This is a genomic window from Vibrio sp. Vb339 (assembly GCF_902751245.1).
Taxonomy (GTDB): Bacteria; Pseudomonadota; Gammaproteobacteria; order Enterobacterales; family Vibrionaceae; genus Vibrio; species Vibrio coralliirubri.
This window is the reverse complement of the sequence record NZ_CADDIS010000002.1, coordinates 560,210-580,471: the sequence shown is the minus strand read 5'-3', so window position 1 is coordinate 580,471 and position 20,262 is coordinate 560,210. Positions and strand designations below refer to the sequence as shown.

The 20,262-nt window shown below is 43.9% G+C and carries 16 protein-coding genes; 8 read left to right on the top strand and 8 right to left on the bottom strand.

Annotated elements, in window-relative coordinates:
* The first annotated feature begins 52 nt into the window (after nt 1-52).
* Nucleotides 53-1,669 (top strand): polysaccharide lyase 6 family protein, encoded by a 1,617-nt coding sequence (locus HRQ85_RS11370; protein WP_172379653.1) that lies wholly within the window; start codon nt 53-55, stop codon nt 1,667-1,669.
* Nucleotides 1,670-1,822: 153 nt separating this feature from the next.
* Here the strand turns inward: HRQ85_RS11370 and HRQ85_RS11365 are convergent, their stop codons facing one another.
* Entirely contained in the window at nt 1,823-2,335 is a 513-nt protein-coding gene (locus tag HRQ85_RS11365; protein WP_172379652.1) for a peptide-methionine (S)-S-oxide reductase, read from the bottom strand.
* 239 nt (nt 2,336-2,574) lie between these two features.
* Here HRQ85_RS11365 and HRQ85_RS11360 point away from each other — a divergent pair, with 239 nt between their 5' ends.
* The 3 genes from HRQ85_RS11360 to tnaA all read left to right on the top strand — a co-directional run bounded on the left by HRQ85_RS11360 (nt 2,575) and on the right by tnaA (nt 7,607).
* Entirely contained in the window at nt 2,575-3,687 is a 1,113-nt protein-coding gene (locus tag HRQ85_RS11360; RefSeq protein WP_172379651.1) for a YcjF family protein, read from the top strand.
* Complete coding sequence (locus HRQ85_RS11355; RefSeq protein ID WP_172379650.1) at nt 3,674-5,368, top strand: GTPase family protein; 1,695 nt, start codon at nt 3,674-3,676, stop codon at nt 5,366-5,368. Before HRQ85_RS11360 ends, HRQ85_RS11355 begins: the two co-directional genes overlap by 14 nt.
* 766 nt (nt 5,369-6,134) lie before the next feature.
* Entirely contained in the window at nt 6,135-7,607 is a 1,473-nt protein-coding gene (gene tnaA, locus HRQ85_RS11350; RefSeq protein WP_172379649.1) for a tryptophanase, read from the top strand.
* Nucleotides 7,608-7,726: 119 nt separating this feature from the next.
* On the opposite strand, the gene HRQ85_RS11345 is transcribed toward tnaA, so the two are convergent.
* A complete protein-coding gene (locus tag HRQ85_RS11345) occupies nt 7,727-8,611 on the bottom strand; it encodes a LysR family transcriptional regulator (RefSeq protein WP_172379648.1) in 885 nt (294 codons plus the stop codon).
* Nucleotides 8,612-8,865: 254 nt separating this feature from the next.
* Between HRQ85_RS11345 and HRQ85_RS11340 the strand changes: the two genes are divergently transcribed.
* Both HRQ85_RS11340 and HRQ85_RS11335 read left to right on the top strand, forming a co-directional pair.
* Complete coding sequence (locus HRQ85_RS11340; RefSeq protein WP_017101685.1) at nt 8,866-9,105, top strand: hypothetical protein; 240 nt, start codon at nt 8,866-8,868, stop codon at nt 9,103-9,105.
* 213 nt (nt 9,106-9,318) lie between these two features.
* Nucleotides 9,319-9,636: a Dabb family protein gene (locus tag HRQ85_RS11335; RefSeq protein WP_172379647.1), complete on the top strand. Its 318-nt coding sequence runs from the start codon at nt 9,319-9,321 to the stop codon at nt 9,634-9,636.
* 92 nt (nt 9,637-9,728) lie between these two features.
* Here the strand turns inward: HRQ85_RS11335 and HRQ85_RS11330 are convergent, their stop codons facing one another.
* Together HRQ85_RS11330 and HRQ85_RS11325 are read right to left on the bottom strand one after the other, a co-directional pair.
* Nucleotides 9,729-10,940 (bottom strand): DUF3103 domain-containing protein, encoded by a 1,212-nt coding sequence (locus HRQ85_RS11330; RefSeq protein ID WP_172379646.1) that lies wholly within the window; start codon nt 10,938-10,940, stop codon nt 9,729-9,731.
* Nucleotides 10,941-11,370: 430 nt separating this feature from the next.
* Complete coding sequence (locus HRQ85_RS11325; protein WP_172379645.1) at nt 11,371-14,040, bottom strand: family 20 glycosylhydrolase; 2,670 nt, start codon at nt 14,038-14,040, stop codon at nt 11,371-11,373.
* A gap of 493 nt (nt 14,041-14,533) precedes the next feature.
* On the opposite strand from HRQ85_RS11325, the gene HRQ85_RS11320 reads away from it, so the two are divergent.
* Complete coding sequence (locus HRQ85_RS11320; RefSeq protein WP_367646128.1) at nt 14,534-16,003, top strand: transglycosylase SLT domain-containing protein; 1,470 nt, start codon at nt 14,534-14,536, stop codon at nt 16,001-16,003.
* A 338-nt stretch (nt 16,004-16,341) separates the two neighbouring features.
* Here HRQ85_RS11320 and HRQ85_RS11315 read toward each other — a convergent pair whose 3' ends face one another.
* Nucleotides 16,342-16,884 (bottom strand): DUF3332 family protein, encoded by a 543-nt coding sequence (locus HRQ85_RS11315; RefSeq protein WP_048613988.1) that lies wholly within the window; start codon nt 16,882-16,884, stop codon nt 16,342-16,344.
* A 310-nt stretch (nt 16,885-17,194) separates the two neighbouring features.
* Between HRQ85_RS11315 and HRQ85_RS11310 the strand changes: the two genes are divergently transcribed.
* The gene (locus tag HRQ85_RS11310) at nt 17,195-18,094 is read left to right on the top strand and encodes a LysR family transcriptional regulator (protein WP_050621181.1); all 900 of its coding nucleotides are present in this window, start codon (nt 17,195-17,197) and stop codon (nt 18,092-18,094) included.
* Nucleotides 18,095-18,167: 73 nt separating this feature from the next.
* Here the strand turns inward: HRQ85_RS11310 and HRQ85_RS11305 are convergent, their stop codons facing one another.
* From HRQ85_RS11305 to HRQ85_RS11295, 3 genes are read right to left on the bottom strand one after another with little or no spacing between them, the layout of a single operon-like run.
* Nucleotides 18,168-19,007, bottom strand: a complete 840-nt coding sequence (locus HRQ85_RS11305) for a class III extradiol dioxygenase family protein (protein WP_050644737.1) — start codon at nt 19,005-19,007, stop codon at nt 18,168-18,170.
* A gap of 2 nt (nt 19,008-19,009) precedes the next feature.
* Nucleotides 19,010-19,363, bottom strand: coding sequence for a protocatechuate 4,5-dioxygenase subunit alpha (locus HRQ85_RS11300; RefSeq protein ID WP_052878534.1), 354 nt, complete (start codon nt 19,361-19,363; stop codon nt 19,010-19,012).
* A 5-nt stretch (nt 19,364-19,368) separates the two neighbouring features.
* Complete coding sequence (locus HRQ85_RS11295) at nt 19,369-20,247, bottom strand: amidohydrolase family protein (RefSeq protein ID WP_172379644.1); 879 nt, start codon at nt 20,245-20,247, stop codon at nt 19,369-19,371.
* Nucleotides 20,248-20,262 lie beyond the last annotated feature (15 nt).

Sequence of the window (20,262 nt, the reverse complement as noted above, 5' to 3'; positions counted from 1 at the left end):
CTAAATGGGTGGCCGTCATTTTTATAATCCAAACTTTAATGTGAGATGTACGATGAACAAAAAACTATTATCGGTAAGCATTATTAGCGCGTTCACACTCGCTTTTGCAACAGGCTGTACAACACAAGAAAAAACAGCACCCGTAGTCAGTGTCGCTGAACAAGCTACGCCTGCTGTTAGCGAAATCGACCGTAGTTACCTATTGAGCAGTGACCGCTTAACTGAGGTCGATGGCGACACTTTAGCCGTTGCTTCGGAAGAGCAAGTGGCTGCGCTTAAAGCACAATTTGAAGACCTAAAAGATGGCGACGAAGTGGTTATCCCTGCCGGTAAATACGCGAACTTAGGTCAAGTGACGATCACGGCGAATGACATCACTATCAAGGCCGAGCAAGCAGGTTCTGCGTGGATCACTGGTTTGATTCAGTTTGAACTGAAAGGCGATGACATCACGCTTGATGGCTTGGTATTTACTGAGGGCGGTCCTAACGAACGTTTTGGCGCAGTTCGTATGATGGGTAATGGCAATGCGCTTCAAAACTCAACATTCTACTACTTCAACCATGATTACACGTACGAGCCAGATGAGCGTCGTTCTGAGTATCCAAAGTACCTTTGGGTTTCTCTATGGGGTAAAGACGGCAAAGTCATCAACAACCGTTTCGAAGGTAAGCAAAAACGCGGCACTTTGATTGGTGTACAAAAAGATGACACAGCTGACAACCACCTGATCGCGAATAACATCTTCATGGATCAAAAGCCTAACCAGTTCAACGAATTCGACATCAAAGAAGCGATTCGTTACAACGGCAACAGCTGGGAAGCGATCCGTATTGGTGATTCTAAATCTTCACAGTGGGATTCAAGTTCTAAGTTCGTGAACAACCTAATGATCGATATGGATGGTGAGCGTGAGCTTATCTCGATTAAGTCGGGCGACAACACGATCTCAGGCAACACGATCTTCCAAAGTGCAGCTCTTATTTCACTGCGCCACGGTAAAGGCAACACAGTTGAGAACAACATGATTCTGGGTAACGAGAAGCGTCTAACGGGCGGCATTCGTATCTACGATGAAGATCATGTGATTCGTAACAACTACATTGCAAACACTCGTGGTCGTGATGGTGTGATTGAAGGTAACGCTGACCTACGTGGCGGCATTGTTATTAACACGGGCATCATCGACGTAGCGAATGGTGAGCAGTTAGATCAATCGGTGAAAGGCAAAGAGCTTAACAAGCAGTGGACACCGAAAAACATCACGATCGAGAACAACTCGCTAGTTGATACTGAGTGGGGGATTGTTTACGGCAACCAAAGTCACCGTGTAAGCCTGTTCAACAACGCAGAAGTGGAAGGCATTTATGCGGGCGTTGATGTGGCGTTTAAACACAACGTGGTTGATAACTCACAGTCTCCTGAGTTTGTCAGTGTCCGTGCAACGCAAGACTTCCCATTAGTTGGCGCAACCTACACAGACGAAACTTACGTAGGTCAAGTAACGGATTCTGAACAGATCGAAGGCTACTCGGTTGAGCTGCCAAAAGTTGTTGTAGAAAACGGCATTAACGCTTATCAAGATGAAGGTGCAGACGTGTCTAAACTTGCAGTTGTGACAGCTGAAACAGCGGGTCCGGATTACGTGCTTGAAAATACGACTAAGTAATTTATTAGTTAATGGCTAATGGCTTAATGGTTTGAGCTATCAAATCAATTCAGGATAGTTGTCCTGACCATAACACTTAAAAAGCCTCAACAGATAATGTCTGTTGAGGCTTTATCGATCTTAGATCGTGACCATCTCAATCTTACGTCGTGACTATTGTGATTTATACTTATGTAGCAGATCCCAAGGGATATGACATAAGTGGTGATCTTCAGGGAAGTGACTTAAGTGATGTTGGTGGATGTCGTCGCTGGCAACATAATTGGTCAATGGCAACACCTCAACAGCGATACGGTAGGCGTCACCTCTTGAAGAAATATAGTGCTTAGCTTCGGTTAAGTGTTCTGCGTTAGTACTGTAAACGCCTGTGCGGTATTTCTCTCCGACATCGACACCTTGGTTATTGACGCTGTAAGGGTCAATAATCTCAAACAAGTGTTCCATCAGAATCGTGACTGACGTGATGCTTGGATCAAACTCTATTTGTACGCACTCTGCGTAGCCATCGTAATCGCTTTGTGTGCTGTTGCTTTGTGTTGTCGCGTTCACTGTTGGCTGGGCGCTTCCATTTGCACGGCCTGCTTCTGTGCTGATAACGCCAGGAACGTACTTAATAAATTCTTGTACACCCCATAAGCAGCCGCCAGCTAAATAAATTTGTTCCATACTTCTCTTTGAGCTCTCTGTGTTTGTTGATGTTCGTTAGGTACCCGAATCAATACGATGATACCCGCACGTATAAAAAAGCGTCTATAAAAACGAGCGCGCAAATAAAAACAAGCGTTTAGGCATTGTAAACCTGTGCGACTGAACAAACATAAGTTTAATATGATTTGTGATTATATAAGTCAGTATTGCTTTGTCATCAACTCGAATCTCAACATCAAGTGAGCGTTACTCTAAACATGTTTGATCAAATAAAAGACTTCATTAATCCGAGCAAGAACCCAGACCTTACTCAGGCCCATGAATATCAGCGCAAACATCTTCCTACATTGTGGCTGTTGGGAAAAACGGGGGCGGGTAAGTCATCGTTTATTCAAGCGGTCACGGGCGATTCCTCTGTTGAAGTGGGTAACGGTTTTGCACCATGTACCATGACGGCAATGTCGTATGCGTTTCCTCAAGACAAACCGGTCATGCGATTTCTCGATACCCGAGGTTTGGGTGAGGCCGATTACGATCCGGCAGACGATCTTAAAGAGATCGGTCAAGCGGGCAATGCGCTCGTCGTGGTGATGAAAGCCGATGAGCCTGAACAATCCGCTGTGCTTGCCGCCCTGCAACAGATTAAGAAGCAAAAGAAGATTAAGCACTTACTGTTGGTTCATACCGCTGTGTTGTCTTCCAATGAAGGCGACCGTGCAAGGCAAATTCAGTTCAACACTAACCAAGTAGAGAAGGCTTGGGGTAAAGAGTTTGAATCGGTCGCGGTCGATTTCGAAACGGATGACTCGAGCAATAACAGTGGTTCAATTTACAACTATGACATCTTGTTGGAAAAACTGACCAGTATTCTTCCGGTGATCGGAATGATGGTGCAAGACAAAGAGCACTCCACACAGGAAGAAGCCAACTTTGATCAAGTTGAAAACGAAGTGCTTTGGTATGCAGGAAGTGCGGCGGCGAGCGACTTGATTCCGGGTGTTGGTTTGGTGTCGGTACCTGCAATTCAAGCGAAGATGCTCCACAGTTTGGCGAACCAATATGGGGTTGAATGGAACAAGAGAGTCTTCAGTGAGTTGATAGGCACTCTGGGAAGCAGCTTTGCTTTGCAATACGGAATGAAGCTGGGCACTCGACAGTTGATAAAGCTGATTCCAGTTTATGGTCAAACGGTAGGCGCGGTGGCTGCAGCGGCAATGAGTTTCGGCACCTCTTATGGTTTAGGTCGCGCTGCGTGTTTTTACTTCTATCATAAGAACAAAGGTGAAGAAGTGTCTGAACAAGAGATGCAGAAGATCTACAAAGAATCCCTGAAAAAAGGAAAGGCGGCGTCGGGCTATGAAGAAAATTAGAAACCTATTTCGATTACTGGCGGTGCTATCGAGCGGCCGTTGGGGCATTGCCCTGATTTCGGCGATCTTCCCAAGCATTATCATGATGGGTTTTGGTGTCTTCTTAGCGATCAAATACGGTTACCTACTCGAAATGTCGATTGCCATTGCCGTGAGTACCTTGGTGTTCACCATTCCTTTGTTCATTTCTAGTCGTTCTTCACGCGATTCTTCAAGCCACTCTTCACGCCGATCTTCAAGTACGGAGCCCTTCTCAAATAAAGAGAGTGACGACCTTGGTGAGGGTGCTTCTGAGTCACAACATAACAAAGCTGATATCAACGATGCATTGGTTAAGGCTTCGGCTGATTGGTCTCAGAAAGAACTGTCGATTTGGAATGATTCAAAACACCATGTACGCCAACAATTAATGGTCGACATAGAGTGGGGCAACCTAGAGCAAACCGGTTTAGAAGTACTTGAGTTTGTGGCGAAAAAGTTTGATAAGAAATCACTCGATTTCTCGATTCCTGAAGGACTAAAGCTGTTCGAAGAGGTCAGCCGACGATACAAATTGGTCGTGCGAGAGCATATACCCGGCATTGAGTATCTCAAGGTTTCTTACATCAAAGCGGGCTACGAAGCCTATGATAAATATGGCGAGCTAGGGCAGAAGATCGTTAAGGCCGCTATTTGGGGGAATCACCTCAAAAACCTCTATTTGAACCCGCTAAAAGTGATTTCTGATTTGGGTCGAGAACAAGCGACGGCAACGATGACAAGAGGTGTGGTTGATGACATGCAATACGCCGCTAAACAAGCCTTATTAGATGAAGTGGCGGCGGTGGCGATTGACCTCTACAGCGGACGTTTCAGCATTGAAGATGAAGCACTGAAAGTGTCTGATGTTTCTGAACTCGACGAACAACGCTTTGCTCCTGAGTTAGAACCCGTGCGAATCGTGCTGGTGGGGCAAACCAGTTCTGGTAAATCTTCACTTATCAATGCGCTCAAGCAAGAGTTGGTTGCAGAAGTGGATGTGCTGCCATCAACGGACACTTCAACGGTTTACAACGCGTTTGTCGACGACAATGATGTTCGTGTGGTTGATCTTCAAGGGCTTGATGGCAACCCAAAAACCGAAGCCTTAATGCTGAAAGAGATGACCCAAGCCGATGTGGTGCTATGGGTGCTTAAAGCCAATCAGTCTGCACGTGATTTGGATAAGCAATTGAAAGATAGATTTGATGCTTTTTATGACGATCCTAAGAACATCTCACGCAAGAAACCGATTGTGGTGTCGGTTGTCAATCAGGTAGACCGATTAAAGCCTGTAGACGATTGGCAGCCGCCGTATGACTTAGATAACCCAACATCGGCCAAAGCGAAGATCATTGCTCAAGCGCTCGAATACAATCATATATTGTTGCAAACCGATATCGTGTTACCGCTGGCGATTGCGCCAGAAAAGGTACAGTTTGGTTTAGATACTTTAAGGCAGACGTTGATTGAGCGTATCGCTGACGCAAATAACGTTCAGAGAAACCGCCAACGTTTAGAAGCCATGAAAAGAGGGACGTCGGTTAAAGGCCAACTGAATAAAGCGGTCAAGGCGGGTAAGAAGGTTGCCCCCAGTGCATTGAAAGCAGCGACGCCAAAACTGGCTGAAATGGCCATCAAGCAAGTCGTGAAGAAGAAGTAAGTCATTCACTGCGAATACGGTTCTGGTGAGGTTTGAGAATCATCAGAACTTATCTTTTCTAGATCGGCGAGTTTTAGAGCTTAGCTTTTTAGCTCTCTAGAAGATGGCTTTTTTAGAAAACAGCTATCTTCGCCCCTTATTAGAGATGTATTGAGTGTAAAAGAGATTCGATATTATTAAGGTTCTCTCTGAACTAGTTTAATAGTATATAAACAGCTGTGATTCACAGTTTATATAACACGCTATCGTATTTAATTACCATTCTAAATATTGATCACATTTATACTTTTCTAAGCTTTATTTATAAAACAATTGCACTATATTTAAATTTCGGATCATCTTGATTTCAACGTAGGGATATATTGTGAACATGTATCTGAAATGGCAATCAACAACTTGGCTAACCTTGTTAGCTTGGTATACCTTAGATCACCAGCTCTCGTTCCACCTTTCTTCAGAGTAGTACCCTCTAGGCGTCACGCGCCAGCAAAGCAGTGAGCTTTGTATACCTATCAGCAGTTTTGATAACCTTGAACGTATGAATGTCGCACTTATTATTCCGTGTAGGGCATTCGTTTTTTGTCGTTCTCGCTAATTATCTTAGCCTCTGTTTAGGTTTGATTAATAAATCATTATTTAACTTGTTTGTTTTCACTGTTAATTTTCTGTGTGTCTTTATACGGAACTATTAATTTAATGGTGAGGATTCGTGACATCTAAAGAAAATAGATTTCGACCTGATCGGAATGTATTGAAAGGTATTATTATGGAAAACTTCAAACATCTACCAGAACCGTTTCGTATTCGCGTTGTAGAGCCAGTAAAAAGAACAACTCGCGCCTATCGTGAACAAGCCATTGTCGACGCCGGCATGAACCCATTTTTGCTCGACAGTGATGATGTGTTTATCGACTTACTGACAGACAGCGGAACAGGATCTATTACTCAGCGTATGCAAGCCGCGATGTTAATGGGTGATGAAGCTTACAGTGGTAGCCGCAGTTACTACGCATTGTCGAATGCGGTTAAGGATATCTTCGGTTACGAGCTGACTATTCCAACACACCAAGGACGCGGCGCAGAGCAGATCTACATTCCGGTTCTTATTAAGAAGCGTGAAATGGAGAAAGGGCTCGACCGAAGCAAAATGGTCGCGTTGTCGAACTACTTCTTCGATACAACACAAGGTCACACGCAAGTGAATTGTTGTGTGGCGAAAAACGTTTATACCAAAGAAGCGTTTGATACCTCAGTGAACGCGGATTTCAAAGGCAACTTCGATGTGGTGAAGCTGGAAGAAGCGATCTTAGAAGCGGGCGCAGCCAATGTTCCTTACATTGTGAGTACCATTACTTGTAACTCTGCTGGTGGACAGCCAGTGTCTATCGCCAATCTAAAAGCTGTTTATGAAATCGCTCAGAAGTACGATATTCCTGTGATCATGGACTCGGCACGCTACGCTGAAAATGCCTACTTCATTCAACAACGTGAAGCGGGTTATCAAGATTGGACAATCGAACAGATCACGCGTGAGTCTTACAAATACGCGGATGGCTTAGCTATGTCTGCCAAGAAAGATGCCATGGTCCAAATGGGTGGCTTGTTGTGCTTTAAAGACGATGCTTTCATGGATGTGTACACAGAGTGTCGAACCTTGTGTGTCGTGCAAGAGGGCTTCCCAACCTATGGTGGCTTAGAAGGTGGCGCGATGGAGCGTCTTGCGGTTGGCCTTTATGACGGCATGCGCCAAGATTGGTTAGAATATCGTATTGGTCAGGTTCAGTACTTAGTCGATGGTTTAGAAGCGATAGGTATCGTGTGCCAACAAGCGGGTGGTCATGCGGCGTTTGTCGATGCGGGCAAACTGCTTCCTCATATTCCAACGGGTCAGTTCCCAGCACATGCTTTGGCGTGCGAACTCTATAAAGTGGCAGGTATCAGAGCGGTTGAGATTGGGTCTTTGCTGCAAGGACGCGATCCTGCCACAGGAGAGCAACATCCATGCCCAGCAGAGTTATTGCGCCTTACTATTCCTCGCGCGACCTACACACAAACACACATGGACTTCATCATCGAAGCATTCGAAAAAGTGAAAGAGAATGCAGGACAAGTGAAAGGGCTCGATTTTACTTACGAACCACCGGTGTTGAGACACTTTACTGCACGCTTGAAAGAGGTTGAAACCGTTGAAAAACAGACAGAAAAAAAGAATGAACAAACGCTCGAAGAAGCATTTTAAAATAAAAACATAAGCGAATAGTCACTAGAAACATAATCAAAGGCTCCTTCGGGAGCCTTTTCTTTTTTTCGATGGTAGGGGAGTTAAGCCTTTAAGCAGTTAACCCGCTAAAAGCTGAACTACGCTTGTTTGTTTTTCAGGGTAGATTTCAACATTTGGAATAACCACTGATTTAATGGTGCATCTTTTTGTGAACGACGACAGCTCATCACATAGCTCACATCGAAAGTGAGTTTTTCAGGTAGTTCCATACTACGACACCCTTCTGGGACGCTGCCACTGAGCGTAATTCCAAAATAGTCTGAATTGAGCATGATATCGTGAATCATCGCTGGGTGATCGATATCTGCTCTAGGGTTTATTTTAAAGCCAATGTTTCTGAGACGCTCCAGAATTGGGTACTTATTGTCATTCCATCCAGGTGTTTTAAATAGAACCGTTGGATAGTTGGCGAGCGACTCAAAGTCTTTCGCAGGGTGATCGTCTCTCACAAAGAACACCACTTTCCCTTTTCCGAAGTCCATTTGAGAAATCGACTGCGGCAAGGTTTCGTCAAAATAGTGTACCGCTATCGCTTCTTCGCCATCTATGAGTTGGTTTCTGGCATTACTTCCCCACCGTAGGAATGAGTAGTGAGCATTCGGAGCTTCTTTACTAAGAGCGAAGTAGAGTTTCGATCCAAAACGTTCCCAAAACAGGGTATTCGCGTAGATTTTGATATTGCCTTGGTAAGTTTCTGGCGAAAATACTTGGTGCTTTATGGCTTCGATACTGCTGAGTATCTGCTCAAAATTTTCGATGTTGGTTTCAACAAAAGTCGTGGGTTCAAACCCGTTTTTGGTTTGAATGAACAGTGGATCGTCGAGCTGCAACTTTAACTTCGACAGGTTCTTGCTGATCGCCCCAGATGTTTTTCCAAGCGACTCTGCAACCAGTCCAACATTGCGAAGTTCATACATACGCTTGATGACGAGGATATTTTGAATATCTAGATTGATGTCCACAGTTTCTCCAAATGATTCCTTTTATAGGCAGCAATCTCTGTGCGGTAGACGTACAGAAATTATGTGACTCTAATATCATAGTGGCAGTGCAAAAAGGATAAGACAGCACAGCGTCAGAACTTCTCTAATCCCTTGATTTTCCATTTGGTAAATCTTGCTTTTCCTCGAATGGTTCATGTTCGATTGTTAGAGTTACCCCAACAAAAACACAGATATCAAACGAACAAAGAATTAGAAATACAACGAGGTGATGTATGAACAAGTTAATCGCACTTGGATTGATGGCTTTATCTATGAACACGGCTTTCGCGGCTGACGGTACTTATGCGAGTACTCTCGATATGACGAGAAGCGAAGGTAATCAAGTAAAGGCTGAGCGTGTTGAATCTGAGCCTGTGCTTGAAGGAAGAAATGACGCCGCTAATGGCGGAATAAAATTTCACAAGAGCGTCGATCAAGACCAAACGATCCAGCTTACAGGTCGTCGTGATTAACGTTAAAACGTGCTTACCATTGTCATAAGAAATGCTGCGCCCTTGGGTGCAGCATTTTTGTTTGGGGATTTGAGTTATTTTATAAACTCTAGTGCTCTAGTCTTGGCATGTTGTGTAACGTGTGGCATTTTGTTCTCCTCTAACTTAAGAACGCGACTCGGTGCTGGTTAAGCATGACAAACGAGCAAGCGAACGATTCGAAAAGGACTAGGAATGACTCGAAAAGAAACGGGAATGATTCGTCATATTCTACTGATTAAGTTCAAAGAAAACGCAGAGGCTTCAGAGGTTCAAAAACTAAAGATGTTGTTTGAAGCGATGCCAAACAAGGTTGAAGGGGTAACTGCAGTCGAGTGGGGGCTAAATGACAGCCCTGAAAACAAGAATCAAGGTCATACCCACTCGGTGTTAATGACGTTCGCCGATGAAGAAGGCCGTCAGAATTACCTTCCGCACCCTGAGCATGATGCGCTGAAAGATGTGTTTCGTCCGCTTTTAGAAGACATCATTGTGTTTGATTACTCCCTGTAATTAGGTTCTGAGTTGGTCTCTTGTGCTTTACTTAGCTTCGATAATGAAGAGTTAGGGCCTAGCGATTAAGCCCTAACTCAATAAGAAACGACTTACTCTGTTGGCGAAATCGTGACTGGTGCAAAAGATGCGACAGCATTTCCGCCAGCGCCCGGACGGTCTACATAAGGCGTGTTCTGCATTAAGGTGTAGTACACATCCACGAAGTCATCATCATTCACTAATACGCCATCAGGAATCACATCGATAATCTTGCCTGTGATCTGAGGGATGATCGCATAACCTTGAACTTCCGGATCAGGAATCATCTTCAGTATCTCTTCTGCGGCTTGCACCAAGAGTTTTGCCAGCGCTTTATAGTCTGTTCCATCATCGTGCTCCATTAAGATCATATCAGCAGCGCCCCAGCGGTAGCGAGGCCAGAAGATAACGGTCTGATTTGGGTAGTACGTCTGTTTGTCGTAATCCAGATAAGGCATCTCAACGAGGTCTATTTGTGGCTCTAAACGACTTGAATCGACACCCGTCACGATAGCGTAGATTTCCGCTTTGCCAGAGATCCAAGGTTCTTGGTCGACGGCTAAACGGATTTTGGTTAATTGTGTGGTATTCAACGGCTCAGGTTCCGACAAGGCCATCGAACGATGTGCCTTGCTCATCAAAGACGGTTTTTGAGGTTTACTCTCGTCGGCATTGGTATCGCTAATGGCATTGATTTGCGTGGTAGTACCCAGCTTTTGCATCTCAGCCTGCATTGCCATTAAGCCGGCTTTGAGCTCTTCAGCACCGTTACTATCAACCACAAACACTGGAACATCTGGCATTTGGTACACGTCTAATTGATGAACTTGTCCGTACACGTCATACGCTTCAATGTATTGCCAATTCGAATCATCGCCTGATGGTTCAAATGCAAACAGAGGGTTTTCGCCATTCTTCCAAGCTTCAATCATCGCTTCATCAGCCATGCGAATCTCTAACACAGAGTCGCTGAAATTATTGATCCCTTTCATCTTGCGATAACCAAGATCCGCTTTCTGCATCTTGCTTGAAAACGCGGAGTAGGGCTTGGCTGAGTTAAGCTTGTCTATCGGTGTAGACAGTTGCTTTTCTGTTATCTGGTCTTTTAAAGAAAGCTCAAGCTCGGCATAACGCTCGCTGATTTGTAACGCCAAAGATTGCTTTTGCGCTGCGCTACTTTCTGCAATACCTAATGAATCAGTTGTCTCAATATTTTGCGCAAAAGACTGGAAGCCAACCACTGTCGTTGCAAGCACCATACTGATCGAAATAGATGGTCTCATAAATAATCCTTATTTTAATTTTTATCATTAATAGAGCATTTGCCCTATAAGGATTAACCTATCAGCAACGTGAATGTGTTCAAAAGTCAGGCAGTCATTTTTACTTCGTTGTGCAGCACAGGATCTCAATTTAAACAATTTATAAAATATTAAAATAGTGCTGGCTTGATATATCTGAATTTATAAACCAATCAATAACTTAATGATGAAATTATTAGCTGCTAATATGTTTTGTCTATATTTTCTTCCTTGCGATTGGCTATATCGAACCTTCCAATGAAAACACTCAGCTCATTCAATCAAATTGATAAACTTTAAGTAAAAAGGAAGCCTACTTGTAATGCAGTAGGCTTCACTTGTTAGTTGTTTTGGAAGCCCAATTGACTATCGATATGTGTAATGAACAGCGTGATTGTTTTATTTCATTGGGCTATCTTGAGTTCTGGGTATAGGAAACTTCGGTCACTCTGCTGGTTCTATGCACTGAGTTAGATGCACTACGAATCAGAACATTAGATTCTACCGAAGGCTTACTGGCATTAAGATAAAGGTACCAAGATTCACCGTTGTCTGTTGAATACTCCAAATTAAGACCCGGAAACTGAGAATTCATGTGCAACTTACCTTGGATGATTTTCCCACCCGGTACCGGCAATCGATATTCGATACCTCTCATTTCCGTTTTTGCCAATTCTCGTTGACCAAGAATATTGGCAAATCGACTCCAATCATCGGTTAACATGTTCATGTCCGTATGTTCAGTTGTGGATGAATACTCGACTTCGGCTTGATACTCCAGTTCCCACTCCGCTTTGTTCCAAGCTCGTTCTGCGACCGCCATTAAGCGAGGGAAGGTCATGTACTCATATTGCGAATCAGTACGGATGGTCTCAGACCACAAGGCAGCAGAGATGCCGTAAACGGGTTGGTTCGGTGTGAGTATGCCTTTGGCTGTATAAGAATCTCCACTCCTATCCTTTGCTAGCTCTGCGTTTTGTGGCAGGTTTTCTGGTATGTATGAAAACATTTTTCGAGTGTCAGATGCTCGTGTTGCCCAGTAGTAGCCACGTTCATGCTCATCAACCTCATAAGGCATATCTAAATAGATATGGTCAGGGTTAGACAAAACGACTTGATAACCATCGTTCACGAGTTGGTTCGACGCATCGGTTGCTCCCCAGAAAACCGTGTCCCATAAGTTGACACGTGAGTTTTCGGTGGCAAGAGCGTCTGAATCCTCAACGTACTTTAGCCCGTCTTGCCACGCTTGGAAGCTCGATATGTTCTGCTCTTTCAACAGTTTTGAAACCTCGATGGCAAAATAGCTCAGCAGTGCGTCTTGGTTTTCTATTTCACCAGACTCGATTTTGGCTAAGCACTGAGGCGATTTCTCATAAGGCTTGTGTTCTTTGGACAGATCAATTTGTCCTTTGCCCGCTTGAGGTGCATCGTTTATGTCTTGGAAGCCATGGCCAAGCTTGATGTTCTTGGCTTCGTCTCCTCCGAAATGCCATTGGGTTAACGGCATACCTGCTTCTTCGTGCATGCTCTTAACTTCAGTGATGACTTTGTTTACGAACTGTGTCGAAGACTCAAGGCACGGGTTAATAAAGCTTTGACGATTGTAGAACTGAACGGTGGTCACGTTGGATTCGTCTTGTGGGTCGAGCAGGCGATACTGCTCCGCTTTTTTAACGTCACCTAAATCCATGTATTTTTGGTAGCGAGCTTCCATCGACATCACGGCAGCTCTAGCGTGCGCTGGTATATCAAATTCAGGAATCACTTCTATTTTGTATGCTTTGGCATGCAGCAAAATGTCGATGTAATCTTGTCGAGTAAAATACCCCGATCCAAAGTTATCGCTGCTAGCCCCCGAACCTAGCTGCGGCATTAAACATTGCTGCTCGTCTTCATTGAAACATCGTTGGCTGCCGATTTCCGTCAGTTCCGGTAGCCCCGGAATTTCCAATCTCCAACCTTCATCTTTACCCATATGCAGGTGCAGTTTGTTCATCTTAAAGGCTGCCATTTGTTCAATGGTTTTGAATATTGTGTCTTTAGAGTGGAAGTTACGGCCGACATCCACCATAAAACCTCGATATTCAAACCTTGGCGCATCGGTCACCTTCATGGTTGGGATGGTGTAACGAGAGAAAGGGTCGTAGACATTGAGGATCGATTGCATCGCATAGAACACGCCAATTTCATCGTTAGCGATAATGTTAATGCTGTCCGAGTTGATCTCTAGCTGGTAGCTCTCTTTATCCTTAATAAGGTAGGTATTTTGATATTGAACATTAATGCTAATACCACTTTCTAAGTTGGTAATGCCCATCATGTCAGCTTGGTTAATTACTGCTTGCTTAGTTGAATCAGATACCGGCAATGAGTCTAGGTTGAGACCTTGGATAATGGGTAAATAGCTGCCCGTGAATTCTACATGTTTCGGTGTTGGTAAAATCTCGCCCGTCGCTTCTCTAAATATCATGTCCTGATTATTTTCAAAGCGGCTTTCTGCGGTTGATCTTGGGTTGTTGTCTTCGACAGAGAATCGAACTTGAGACTGGTCCAAACCTTTAACGAACATCGTGAGATCTTCCGTATCTGTAGATGCGATGTTTTTTGCTTCTGCACCTTTAGCAAACACAAAGGCGCGCGGCATAAAGTCGGTGTAAGAGACTTGCCAGGCTTCGGATATGATCGGAATAGTGTGGGTCTTGTTCTTTTGGAAGCCAGTGAAGTGATCACTCGGTTCGATCTTGTGTAGGTCTCCGGTTATATGTGTGACCTTGAATTCTTTGTTACGGTTCTCTAAGACTGGGCGAATACTATGGAAATAGATCGACCAATCTTCGATGTTTACTTGAGATCCATCATTGGTCAGAACGATGTTGACCAAGTTGCAAGATGCGTAATCCGCTTTGAGCTCTGCACAAGCAATGCCATTTTCGTTGCCGTAGTTTGTAACGATTTCAAATGACATGTCTAGGTTGTTGGCGAGCTTGTCGACTTTAGTTTGTGTGGTGTTATGAGAAGGCGAACCACACCCTGATAGAGCGGCTAAACAGCAAATGGCAAGCAGTGATTTTTTTAACATGGTTATTCCAATGGGAAGAAAATTTCGGCCGTATTATGCAAGGGTGATTGGCTTTCGTTAATGCGGAGTAGCCTATACAAGGTATAAGGTTTTTTTATAGCACTCTGTTCTCAATGAAGAGTATTAAGACTCATTATGGGGCAATTGCACGCTAGATAATGAGCCAGCCAAGTACCAACAACAGTTATAGGAATACCCTATATCTACTATAGCCACTGCGTTATTTCGGACTTGATGGTTTCCGGTATAATTCGCCTCCCTTGATAAAAAGTAACGAATCAAAGCAACGCATAAACGATCCACAACGCTCACCAGATTGCTCTGAACATCAAACGCACTTTACACATCAACGTACTCTGTCCATCAACGTAGATTGCAATCGAACAACGTTAAGAAATGTTCCTTTACGTTGAATCGCTTCTAGCCCGATAGCTCACATGCAACACCTATCATTATTGAGGGTTTTGGCTTAAACGCATTAGGAACAATGAATATGACGAATTTTAATGGCGCTTCACGTTTATCGAAGGTGTTGGTTTTTCTTTCACTTATTTCCAAATCGACTCTTGGTTTTGAAATACCCGACAACGCACTCGAATCCTATGTGGGTGACTTCTCTGCGTTGCGTGAAAAAGGCGTTGTGCGTGTCTTAGTGTCTGGTGATATGGGGTTCTATCATATTGAAAATGGTAAGCCGAAAGGGATTCTTGCCGAGCAGATTTATTACTTTGATCAAGAGTTAAAGCTACGTGACCCTTTACTGCGCGTTAAGGTGATTCCGGTTGAGCGGAGTGAGCTACTCAATGCTTTGAATCTGGGGCAAGGTGATATTGCCATCGCTAACCTAACCGTGACCAAACAGCGTGAGCAATTGGTCGATTTCAGTATTCCCATTCGTAGCGACATTGATGAGTTACTAGTGACAAGCCGTTCTACCCCTTTGATTAACGACATCACCCAGTTACAGGGTAAAGAGGTCTGGTTAAAGCAAAACTCCAGTTATATCAGCAGCGTTCACTCAGTGAATAAACAGCTAGAGAAGAACGGTTTAGCGCCCATCTATATCCACTTGTTAAGTGACAACCTCCAAGATCTTGAATTGCTCGATTTGATTAAACGCGGACAAATTACCGCAACCATCGTGGATAGTCACAAGCTTGAACTGTGGGGAAACTTAGAGCAAGACATCAGAATCCATCGCAATCTTGCCTTTAGGCACAATGCTGATATTGCTTGGGCGATTCGCAAAAACAGCCCGCAACTGAAAGCCAAAATCGACCAATATTTGCAAGATTCAAAGCAGGGCACTTTGCTGGGTAATGTCATCGACAATCGTTATCTCGAAAGTACGTCATGGATGAATAGAGCCTCTAACCCAATGCAAAATGAAGAGCGGGACAAGCTAGAAAAGCTGTTCATGGTTTATGGGGAAAAGTTCGAGATCGATTGGTTTATTTTGTTAGCGATGGCTTTTCAAGAATCAGGCTTGGATAACTCAAAAATATCACATCGTGGTGCGGTGGGTATTATGCAAGTGATGCCTAAAACCGCAAAAGACTGGTATGTCGATATTGATAATGTTTACGACTTAGAAAGCAATATTCATGCGGGCAGCAAGTATCTGCGTTTTATCTATGACCGATATTTCGATTTGCCGGAAATCTCGGATATCGACAAGATTCATTTTAGCTTAGCGGCTTATAATGCTGGGCCGGCTAAGATCAGACGAATGCGCGTGCTTGCCGCCAAGCAAGGTTACAACCCAAATAAATGGTTTAATCATGTTGAAGTGGTCGCAAGACAAAATATTAGCCAAGAGCCTGTCAAATACGTCGCCAACATCAATCGATACTTCACTATTTACCAGCGATTGGATGAGTTTCAAGATACCCGAGAAGAGCAGCTGAGCAATATGACTCGTCAGCTCAATATCAAACGTTTCTCTCCTTATTTCGCTTATTAATGCCAAGCGTTGATTAAGTTCAACTCTTTGCTTAAATAGCGAATAGACGAATAGGCTCGCTGCGTAAACGTACATTAGATTCAGCGCTCAATTGGGGAACGGTTCACGAAGCGGGTTTGTGAGTGTTGAGTAAGCTAATGGTGGGATAAGATCATCTAAATAGCCGCAGAATGAATACACAAAAAAGAGGGTTAGCTTTATGGCTAACCCTCTTTTTTTTAAGCACTGACTGTTGTTATTAGTGATATTTAAACTATCTTAATTTACTAGCTAAAGGCGTGCACTATCTAATGAAGAGCGCAAATTTTGGGGGTGCATTAGCTATTTTGTTGTGTTACTTAAGACTGCTCAGCCGAAGCCATGTACATCTGCATCTCTTCCAAGCTTGTTTTTGCAATCACTTGGTTATCAATAGAGTAATGAACTTCATCGCCGAAACGTTGACCCGTTAGAGTCGCGCGAGTACCGTCGTTGTAGGTTAGCTCAATTGCGATTTCGTCTTGGTTAAGTACTTTCATTTCACTGTGGTCAATCACATGCTTTGCCAATGGGTCGATAGGCGCTTCTGTTAGGCTGTCATCCAGTTGGTCATTAACATCAATGTAAGTATCCACCTTAGAATCGAAGATGTGTGGCTTCTTGTTGATTGGGTTCTTACCCGTCCAAAATTCCAGTGAGTTAAACACGATGTAATCGGCAGCAACGGTAATACCGTAAGCAGGGGCAAGTAACATGTTTAAGCCACCACGAGCGTAACGGTTATCAACGGCTTTAACGTTAAATTCCATTAGTTTACCAGTTACTGCGTTACTACCTACGCAGCCAAATAAAGTCACTAGGCTCGCTGAGATTATTATCGGTTTTACAAATCGGTTCATCATTCTCTATTTCTATATGTGTCTATTTAGGAATCGGGAATTATGTCAAACTCAAGCGTCTTCTAATATAACGCCATGCCTATACTAGATATCAGGAAAACCTATATCTTTATAAAAACCAGTCTGTTACCTATTTTCGAAGTTTATTCTTTAAATACTACCGTACTAGTTCGTGTTATTTTGTTTTGGCGTTTTAACAATGTTCTGTCATAACCCTAACTAAAATATGGGAATGGAAAGCGATAATTCACAGTCATTTAAACGATATTATTTTTATCGTTTATTTAAATACATGACTGCCTGAAGAGCTCGAATGAAACGATTTAACCTCAACCTCATATATTACTTTATTGCGATATATGAAGAAGGAAACCTGACGTACGCGGCAGAAAGGCTCAATATATCTCAACCTAGTCTCAGCGCGCACCTAAAGCAGCTTAGAGACGAATATCGGGATCTCCTCTTCGTTAGAAAATCATACACACTCGAGCCTACGCCAGTCGCGAACGACCTGTACCCAATCTTCAAGCAAGCACATAAGCTGGTTTCACACTCACTCCCTGAAACTCACGATTTCGACCCGAAAGAGTGTAATTACACCTTCAGAATTGCTGCGATGAGCATTTCAAGCAGTGTGATCTTGCCTCGTATCTTGGACAGGATTCAAAAAGAAGCCCCCAACTGCGTTATCGAAGTGGTGAACATCAAAGAAGACATGGCAACGGATATTCGAGAGAAGAAGATCGACCTTGTCGTCGACCTTACTAATGCCCACCCGACACTGCAGAGCCAAGAGATCTGGGGCGATGAACTGTGCGTGGTATGCAGCCAAAACCACTCGCAGATAGAAGAACAGATAACTTTAGAACGCTACTTAGCTGAAAAGCACGTGATGTTGACGCATGATAATTATCGAGTAAACCAGTTAACCGAGCTTCACAGCCCGATCTTTTCCGAAAGAAAGGTGGCGAGAAAGCTCAATTCCATCGCTGACTTTTCGGACACCATTTATAACAGTGATTGGATTGCAACTTTCCCTAAAGGGGTCGCGGACGCGTATTTTGATAAAGACAAGATCAAGTTGCTAGAAGTGCCATTTGAATACCTTACACCATCATTGAGCGTGTATTGGCACAGCAACCGCAATGACGACATCGTGAACTTGTGGCTACGCGAACTGTTCAGTAATGAAGTGCTGAAATTGGCGTCGTGATACAAAAAAGCCTACTCATGAAAGAGTAGGCTGAAAAAGCTCAATAGCGATCAAGTTTAGAGTCGAGGAGCGACTACTTATTTTCAATCAACATAGTACCTGCGCCAGTATTTGAAATGGGTGCGTGATAGTCACTTTGTAGAACATTTAACTCACCATTCAATGCACCACGCATCCCCATCCACATGATGAATTCAGGGCCTTGAGCACCGCCATTGGCAATAAGATCGTGAATCGTCAGTTTAGATAGCTCGTCGGGGTCGCTGATTAGCTTATCCATGCAGTACAGGTCAAATTCTTTGTTGATGTAGCCCGCTCGTTCACCATCTAGCTGGTGGGATAGGCCGCCAGTACCTAACACCACAACTTTTAGATCTTTATCGTAAGAGTCGATAGCTTCACCAATCGCTTTACCTAGGTTGTAACAGCGTTTAGGTGACGGCATAGGGTGTTGCTCTACGTTCAAACAAACAGGAATCACCTTCATGTGTGAGTAGCTGTTGTTTGGCCACATCAACTGCATTGGTACTGTTAGACCGTGATCTACCTTCATTTCTTGGCAGATAGTGATGTCGAACTCACTCTCAACTAGATGATTACAAATGTGCCAAGAAAATTCAGGATCACCTGGAATTGCTGGAATTGTAGGGATTCCCCAGCCTTCATCTGCGTTCATGTAGCTCGCAGCGGCACCAATAGCAAAGGTTGGTTTCTTGTCTAGGAAGAACTCAAGGCCATGGTCGTTGTAGAACACAACTGCAACATCTGGTTTCTCTTGTTCTAACCAAGCGTGAATACCCGGGAAGTTTTTGAAAAACGGCTGCCAATATTCTGTTTCTTGAAGGTTGTTTTCAATCGCTTTCCCGATTGAAGGAATGTGTGAAGTACTGATACCACCAATAACTCTAGCCATGATTATTTCCCTGCCTCAACCAACATTTGTTTGAATTCTTCAACGCTCATGCCTGTTTGCATGGCGCCAATGTCTTGCATGTTTAAACCTAACATACCAACGAATTTCGCTAAGTAGTAGATACTGCCGCCTTCGTTTAGAAGTGCCAATACATCGCGTTCTTGGACTGCTTTTTTCTGAGCATCGCTCAGTCCAAATTTGTCACAGTATGCCTGTTCGTCGGCTTTGAATTCATCACGACCAGCCTGACCATTTAGCGTGTAACACATCTTGTTTAAGCCATAGCCTTTTATGGCCATTGTTCCATCAAACAAAACGGTGCCTGGGATATTTCCTTTATCTTTCAAATAAGTCATTGCGGTTACTCACTCTCTGGCCAGTATAATTTCATTGGGTTTGTCACAAGCAGTGCTTGTTGAAGGTAATCGGTTTCAGCAATCTGTGGAATCACATCAACCAAGTGTCCATCATCAGGTGTGTGTGATTTCATGTTTGGGTGTGGCCAATCTGTACCCCAAAGTACGCGGGTAGGGAATCGCTCGACCAAGGTTTTAGCAAAAGGCACAACATCACTATAGTTTGGTGGTGTTAATGTTAGACGCTCTGGGCAGCTGACCTTTGTCCAAATGTTTGGGTTGTTTTCCATAAGGCGGATGAACTTAGCAAAGGCTTCACTATTAATACCTTGTGCGATGTCTGGTCGACCCATGTGGTCTACAACAACCGTCATATCAAGTTCGTCGAGGAAAGGGGCAATGTCGTCGATGTCTTGAGATTCAAAGTACACCACGATATGCCAACCTAAAGGTCGAACGCGATCCGCAATTTTCTTAAGGACGTCTTTTGGTGTGGTATCAACTAAGCGTTTTACAAAGTTAAAGCGGATACCGCGCACGCCTGCTGCGTCCATGGTTTGCAGTTCTTCATCAGTGACAGTTTCATCGACGAAAGCCACGCCGCGTGCCAGTTCACCAGCGCTGTCTAGGGCATCTAGCAATGCTGAGTTGTCGGTGCTATGGCAAGAGGCCTGCACAATCACGTTACGACTAAAGCCAAGGTGATCGCGTAAGGCGAACAGTTGTTCTTTTGAAGCATCACAAGGCGTGTATTTACGCTTAGGTGAATATGGGAATTGCGCCGCTGGGCCAAATACATGGCAGTGAGCGTCGACAGCACCGGCCGGAGCTATAAACTTAGGCTTACTTGGGTTTTGATGAAACGGTAGGTAATCAGCGTCCATTATTCTTCCTTGTTG

Excerpts from the sequence above, each read along its gene's own strand:
- HRQ85_RS11370 (WP_172379653.1), top strand. The coding sequence starts at position 53 with ATGAACAAAAAACTATTATCGGTAAGCATTATTAGCGCGTTCACACTC.
- HRQ85_RS11365 (WP_172379652.1), bottom strand. The coding sequence starts at position 2,335 with ATGGAACAAATTTATTTAGCTGGCGGCTGCTTATGGGGTGTACAAGAA.
- HRQ85_RS11360 (WP_172379651.1), top strand. The coding sequence starts at position 2,575 with ATGTTTGATCAAATAAAAGACTTCATTAATCCGAGCAAGAACCCAGAC.
- HRQ85_RS11355 (WP_172379650.1), top strand. The coding sequence starts at position 3,674 with ATGAAGAAAATTAGAAACCTATTTCGATTACTGGCGGTGCTATCGAGC.
- tnaA (WP_172379649.1), top strand. The coding sequence starts at position 6,135 with ATGGAAAACTTCAAACATCTACCAGAACCGTTTCGTATTCGCGTTGTA.
- HRQ85_RS11340 (WP_017101685.1), top strand. The coding sequence starts at position 8,866 with ATGAACAAGTTAATCGCACTTGGATTGATGGCTTTATCTATGAACACG.
- HRQ85_RS11335 (WP_172379647.1), top strand. The coding sequence starts at position 9,319 with ATGACTCGAAAAGAAACGGGAATGATTCGTCATATTCTACTGATTAAG.
- HRQ85_RS11330 (WP_172379646.1), bottom strand. The coding sequence starts at position 10,940 with ATGAGACCATCTATTTCGATCAGTATGGTGCTTGCAACGACAGTGGTT.
- HRQ85_RS11325 (WP_172379645.1), bottom strand. The coding sequence starts at position 14,040 with ATGTTAAAAAAATCACTGCTTGCCATTTGCTGTTTAGCCGCTCTATCA.
- HRQ85_RS11320 (WP_367646128.1), top strand. The coding sequence starts at position 14,534 with ATGACGAATTTTAATGGCGCTTCACGTTTATCGAAGGTGTTGGTTTTT.
- HRQ85_RS11315 (WP_048613988.1), bottom strand. The coding sequence starts at position 16,884 with ATGATGAACCGATTTGTAAAACCGATAATAATCTCAGCGAGCCTAGTG.
- HRQ85_RS11310 (WP_050621181.1), top strand. The coding sequence starts at position 17,195 with ATGAAACGATTTAACCTCAACCTCATATATTACTTTATTGCGATATAT.
- HRQ85_RS11305 (WP_050644737.1), bottom strand. The coding sequence starts at position 19,007 with ATGGCTAGAGTTATTGGTGGTATCAGTACTTCACACATTCCTTCAATC.
- HRQ85_RS11300 (WP_052878534.1), bottom strand. The coding sequence starts at position 19,363 with ATGACTTATTTGAAAGATAAAGGAAATATCCCAGGCACCGTTTTGTTT.
- HRQ85_RS11295 (WP_172379644.1), bottom strand. The coding sequence starts at position 20,247 with ATGGACGCTGATTACCTACCGTTTCATCAAAACCCAAGTAAGCCTAAG.